7 protein-coding genes are annotated in these 5,301 nt (G+C 66.8%); 5 read left to right on the top strand and 2 right to left on the bottom strand.

Annotated elements, in window-relative coordinates; translation table 11 throughout:
* From dnaB to VGT00_08525, 4 genes are all read left to right on the top strand, one after another.
* On the top strand, positions 1-813 hold an 813-nt coding region (gene dnaB, locus VGT00_08540; GenBank protein ID HEV8531451.1), incomplete at its 5' end, for a replicative DNA helicase.
* Between the two features lie 19 nt (positions 814-832).
* Positions 833-2,197 carry a sigma 54-interacting transcriptional regulator gene (locus tag VGT00_08535; protein HEV8531450.1) on the top strand — a complete coding sequence of 455 codons (1,365 nt, stop codon included), beginning with the start codon at positions 833-835 and terminating at the stop codon, positions 2,195-2,197.
* A 224-nt stretch (positions 2,198-2,421) separates the two neighbouring features.
* The gene (locus VGT00_08530; GenBank protein HEV8531449.1) at positions 2,422-2,607 is read left to right on the top strand and encodes a hypothetical protein; all 186 of its coding nucleotides are present in this window, start codon (positions 2,422-2,424) and stop codon (positions 2,605-2,607) included.
* A gap of 14 nt (positions 2,608-2,621) precedes the next feature.
* Positions 2,622-3,593, top strand: a complete 972-nt coding sequence (locus tag VGT00_08525; GenBank protein ID HEV8531448.1) for an isocitrate lyase/PEP mutase family protein — start codon at positions 2,622-2,624, stop codon at positions 3,591-3,593.
* Positions 3,594-3,608: 15 nt separating this feature from the next.
* Here VGT00_08525 and VGT00_08520 read toward each other — a convergent pair whose 3' ends face one another.
* A complete protein-coding gene (locus VGT00_08520) occupies positions 3,609-4,268 on the bottom strand; it encodes a DedA family protein (GenBank protein HEV8531447.1) in 660 nt (219 codons plus the stop codon).
* A complete protein-coding gene (locus VGT00_08515; GenBank protein HEV8531446.1) occupies positions 4,265-4,747 on the bottom strand; it encodes a YetF domain-containing protein in 483 nt (160 codons plus the stop codon). Before VGT00_08515 ends, VGT00_08520 begins: the two co-directional genes overlap by 4 nt.
* 193 nt (positions 4,748-4,940) lie before the next feature.
* Between VGT00_08515 and tatA the strand changes: the two genes are divergently transcribed.
* Complete coding sequence (tatA, locus tag VGT00_08510) at positions 4,941-5,129, top strand: twin-arginine translocase TatA/TatE family subunit (protein ID HEV8531445.1); 189 nt, start codon at positions 4,941-4,943, stop codon at positions 5,127-5,129.
* The last annotated feature ends 172 nt before the right edge of the window (positions 5,130-5,301 follow it).

The raw sequence follows: 5,301 nt of genomic DNA, 5'->3' as shown, positions 1-5,301 counted from the left end.
GAGCACGTGACCGGTTTGGCGACGGGGTTCGCCAAGTTGGACATGATGACCGCGGGCCTCCAGCCAAGCGACTTCATCATCATTGCCGGCCGGCCTTCGATGGGGAAGAGCGCCTTCGCCATGAACATCGCCAAGTACGCGGGCGTACGGAATCAGAAGCGGGTTCTCGTCTTGAGCCTGGAAATGTCCAAGGAGCAGCTCGTCCAGCGCCTCCTCTGCGCGGAGGGGCGCGTGCCGTCGCACAAGGTGCGCACGGGGTACCTCGAGACGAGAGATTGGACGAGCCTCACCAATGCCGCCGGCCGGCTTGCCGAGGCGCCGATCTTCATCGACGACTCGCCCGCGCTGTCCGTGCTCGAGGCGAGGGCCAAGGCTCGGCGCATGAAGGCCGAGCACGGCCTCGACCTCATCGTCATCGACTATCTCCAGCTCATGCGGGGCCGGAACCCGGAGAACCGCCAGCAGGAGATCTCGGAGATCTCGCGCTCGCTCAAGGCTCTGGCCAAGGAGCTGGACGTGCCGGTGGTCGCCCTCTCCCAGCTCTCGCGCGCGGTGGAGAGCCGGCAGAACAAGGAGCCCCAGCTCTCCGACCTGCGCGAGTCGGGGGCGCTCGAGCAGGACGCCGACCTCATCCTCTTCCTCTTTCGGCCCGACCGGTACGGGGTCCAGCCGGCGGAGAACGAGCACCTGGCTCAGGTGATTGTCGGCAAGCAGCGCAACGGCCCGACGGGGTTGATCGATCTGACCTTCATCCCCGAGTACGCCTCGTTCGAGAACCGGGCGGAGCGCGACCAGGTGCCGCAGCCGTTCTGACCGGTCTCGGTCGCCGCCCATGACCAGAGTCGTCATCATCGGGGCCGGCAAAGGGGGCCGCGCCCTCCTCGAGATGTTCATCGGCGATCCCACCGTTACCATCCTCGGGATTGCCGATCTCAACCCGTGGGCGCCCGGCCTCGAGCTGGCCCGGCGCCTCAATGTCCCCGTGGCCACCGAGCTGAGGACGCTCGTGGCCGACCCCACGGTGGACCTCATCATCGACGTCACGGGCAGCCCCGAGGTCGAGCGAGACATCCAGGCCCTCAAGCCTTCCACGACCGAGGTGATGGGCGGGGCGAGCGCCAAATTCATGTGGGACCTCCTGGCCGAGCGCAAGCGGTCGGAGGAGCTCGAGGACCGGTATGGAATGATGCTGCGCGAGATCCAGGCGCAGGCCGAGGGCGATTTCATCATCGGCCAGAATCCAAAGATGAAGGAGCTGGCCGAGCTGATCGTTCGTGTGGCCGCGACCCCCACCACGGTGCTGATCCGGGGCGAGTCGGGCACGGGCAAGGAGCTGGTGGCCAGGGCCATCCACCGGTATTCGAACGTGCGGGACCGGCCCCTGGTCACGGTCAACTGCACGGCGCTTGCCCCCACCCTGCTCGAATCGGAGCTCTTTGGCCACAAACGCGGCGCCTTCACGGGGGCCGTGGCCGACAAGCCGGGCCTTTTCGCGCGGGCGGACGGCGGCACCATCTTCCTCGACGAGGTCGGCGACATGCCGCTCGAGATGCAGTCCAAGCTCCTGCGCGTGTTGCAGACGGGTGAGATCAAGCCCGTGGGAGACGTGGTGACCCGCAAGGTCCGGGTGCGCGTCATCGCCGCCACCAATCGTGATCTGGAGAAGGCCCTCGCCGTCAGCGAGTTCCGCGAGGATCTCTTCTACCGCTTCAACACGTTCACCATCACCCTGCCCCCGCTTCGTGAGCGGACCGAGGACATCCCTGTGCTGGCCCATCACTTCCTTCGAAAGGCCGAAGCCAAGGTCAACAAGCGCGTGGACCGCTTCGCCCCGGAAGCGCTCGACCTGCTCAAGCGCTATCCGTGGCCGGGCAATCTTCGCGAGCTCGAGAACACCATCGAGCGGGCCGTGGTGCTGGCCACGAGTCGCCAGGTCGAGGTGGTCCACCTCCCCCTGCACCTCCAGGAGCCCGCGCCCACGGCCCTCCGCGCGGGCGAGGGATTCCTTCAGGCTCGTGCCCGGACGCTCGCTGTCTTCGAGCGCGAGGCCATCAGCCGTTTGCTCGCCGAGGCGCGGGGAAATGTCTCCGTCGCGGCCAAGCGCGCAGGGATCACTCGGCGCAACCTTCACCGGCTTATCCTGAAATACTCAATCAAAACTAGAGCCTTAAGGGATGGGACAGATCCGTCTCAGTAATGGGACTTAGGTGTCCCAGTAGGTTCAGAGAGGTTCTGGTCAATTTCTATAATACTTTGAGTTTCATATCACTTATTGGGCGTGTCTTTCTGAGACACAATTGTCTCACTTTCTATCGCTTCTCTCTGATCCCTGTTGACGCAATCCTTAGTCTTTCAGTCAGTTAGAACCTCGGAACACTTCTTGCCCCGAGGCCTTGGCCAAGACCCAAAGGAGGGCCTGCCATGGCCGGCCACTGTCGATGCGGAAGCGAAGTGCGATTTGCCTTCGAGCAGCTTGGATGCATTGGCTGCGGGGCGCCCTGCTGTCCCGCCTGCGCCTATCAGCTCGAGTCCACCCACTACTGCGGCCGCTGCGCCGAGAACCTGCTCGAGCTGCCGTGGGCGCCGTCGGCGCCCGCGCGGCTCTGAGCGAGGAGGAAAACATGGAGAGCAAGGGCACGATCTTCCGTCAGCTGCTCCGTGATGAGCCGTATCTCTACACGGGCGGAATCTACTCGCCCCTCGACGCGCAGATCGCGGAGAGCGCGGGCATGAAGTCGATCTATCTGTCCGGCTACTCGGTGGCCATGCTCAACGGATGGCCGGACATGGGCCTCCTGACCATGACCGAGGTGGCCAAGACGGCTTCCATGGTGGCCAGCGCCGTCGAGGTGCCGATCATCGCCGACGCCGACGACGGCTACGGCAACGCGCTCTCGACCATGCGCACCGTGCAGGAATTCGTCAAGACGGGCGTGGCGGGCATCCACCTCGAGGACCAGCGCTTCCCCAAGCGGTGCGGCCACATCGCCGGCAAGACGGTGGTGTCGCGCGAGGAGGCGATCGGAAAGTACCGAGCCGCTCTCGCCGAGCGGGACAGGCTCGATCGCGACTTCGTGGTCATCGCGCGCACGGACGCCTACGGGGCGGTGGGGGGCAGCATGGAGGAGGCCATCTGGCGCGGGCGGGCCTATGCCGACGCTGGCGTCGACCTGGTCTGGTGCGAGCTGTCGAACTCCGACCGCGGCCCCGCCATCGAGTTCGCCCGGGCCATGCGGCAGACGCATCCGAAGCTGCCCCTGGCCTTCAACTACTCGTCGTCGTTTCGCTGGCACAAGGACCCGAGCCCCTTCACGTTTCGCGAGCTTGGCGAGCTCGGCTACCGGTTCATCTTCATCACGCTTTATGGCGCGCACGCCGCCATGTACGCCGTGTGGAACGCCATGCACGAGCTCGCCAAGAACGAGGAGCAGGGGCAGTGGGGGCTCGAGCGCACCAAGGCGGGGCACCCCACGGAGAGCCATCACGTGATGGCCAGGGTCGCCCACTTCCAGGAGCTCGAGCGGCGCTACATCCCGGGAACGGAGGATCGCCTGCGAGGGTCGGACGGCTTCGGCGAAGGCAACGGGCACTGAGCCCGCGGGGGCGGGTCAGGATCTCTTCGGCCGTCGATTCAGCCAGCGCGCGGCGCGCCACGCGATAAGGGCGCCCGCGCTGGCCACGGCGGCCAGCAGCACGACGTGCTCCACATTGCCGACCACCCGCCGCAGCCGCTCGACATAATCACCCAGCCCATAGCCGATCGCCCACCCCGCCGCCACCGTGAGGGGCACGTAGAGCGCCGCGCCCAGCACATTGGCAGCCAGGAAGGACCAGGCGGGCAGCCCGAGCGCGCCCGCGAGCGGCCCCGCCGTGAACCGGAGCCCGGGCACGAAGCGAGCGACGAAGACGGCGGTGGCGCCCCGTCGAGCGACAAAGCGCTGCATGGTTTCGAGCCGCTCCGGATGTCCGAGGATCCAGTGGGCGTGGCGCTGGAGCGCCCCCTTGCCGAAGCGCCGGCCCAGCCAGTAGCCGATATTGTCGCCCGTGACGGCGGCCGCGAAACCGACGGCGAGCAGGATGTGCAGCTGGAGCTCTCCGCGCCAGACGAGGTAGCCCGCCAAGAGGAGGACGGTCTCCTCGGGCACGGGAACCCCCGCATTGCCGAGGATGACCAGCACGAAGACCGCGACATAGCCCCAGTGCGCGAGCAGGGTGGCCGGGTCGCCCACGCCCGGGCCCGCGGAGAACCAGCCCGCGAGCAGGCTCACGCAGGCACGTGCCCCCGCCGGATGACGGTCACGTGACCGTCCTCTTCCAGGATGGCGTAGCGGACCTCGGCGAAGGTGGCCACGCCTTCCTTGCGCAGGGCCGCGCGGAGCTCGGCCATGCTCATGAGCTCCCGGGCGAGGTTGGCGCGTAAGACGTGGCCATGCTTGACGAGGATGGTCGGGGAGTTCTCGACAATGCGCTCGATCGGCTTGCGACGAAAGGTCAACCAGGCAATCAGGAGGTTGAGGATCATGATCACGGAGGCGCCCAGGAGCCCGCCGCCCAGGGAGTTGTCGTTGCCGATGGCCGCGTTCTGGAGGACATTGCTGATGATGAGCAGAACGATCAGGTCGAACGCCGTCATCTGGCCGAGCTGGCGCTTGCCCGCGAGGCGGAAGGCCACGAGCAGAAAGCCGTAGACGGCGATGGAGCGGATGATCTTCTCCGCCACGGCGATGTCCGGCACCAGGATGTTCATGGGCGTCTCCCTTGGAGTCCCGGGTGTGGGGGGCGGTAGGCCGGCTGCGGCCAGCCTAGCAACCGGGGGGCCCGGCCGCCAAGAAACGCCTGCATGGGTACCCGCGAGTTTGACACGGTCTCCGGCCGAGGCGTAGGCTGGCCACGCGTGGCCGACCGTCGGCGTGGACGGATTTCCGTCAAAGGAGCCCACCATGTTTGGTCTGGGAGCGCAGGAGCTGATCGTCATTCTCCTCATCGCCCTCGTCCTCTTCGGCGGCGCGAAGATTCCGGAGCTGGGTCGCTCGCTCGGGCAGGCGATTCGCGAGTTCAAGAAGGGCACGGACGAGCCCGAGGCCCAGCCCGCCGCCAAGGAGGGCGAGCCCAAAGGCGGCAGTTCCTGATCCACGGTTTCCTGCCTTCCTAGCCTCGCGCGGGCGCGTTCCCCGAGCTCCTGCCGCGTCATCGGTGGCCGCACGCCCCCGCACCATCAGACCGCGCTCCTCGTCCGCGGGGCGCGCCTCTTCCGGCAGAGTATCGTCGTGGTCAACGTGCGGTTCACCTCACGGCCAGACC

This window comes from Candidatus Methylomirabilota bacterium (genome assembly GCA_036002485.1).
Classification (GTDB): Bacteria; Methylomirabilota; Methylomirabilia; order Rokubacteriales; family CSP1-6; genus AR37.
Note: the sequence above shows the minus strand (reverse complement) of the source record. Positions and strands in the feature narration are given on the sequence as shown.

Bases quoted from the DNA above. Each gene is read 5' to 3' on its own strand.
- VGT00_08535 (HEV8531450.1), top strand. From the start codon at position 833: ATGACCAGAGTCGTCATCATCGGGGCCGGCAAAGGGGGCCGCGCCCTC.
- VGT00_08530 (HEV8531449.1), top strand. From the start codon at position 2,422: ATGGCCGGCCACTGTCGATGCGGAAGCGAAGTGCGATTTGCCTTCGAG.
- VGT00_08525 (HEV8531448.1), top strand. From the start codon at position 2,622: ATGGAGAGCAAGGGCACGATCTTCCGTCAGCTGCTCCGTGATGAGCCG.
- VGT00_08515 (HEV8531446.1), bottom strand. From the start codon at position 4,747: ATGAACATCCTGGTGCCGGACATCGCCGTGGCGGAGAAGATCATCCGC.
- tatA (HEV8531445.1), top strand. From the start codon at position 4,941: ATGTTTGGTCTGGGAGCGCAGGAGCTGATCGTCATTCTCCTCATCGCC.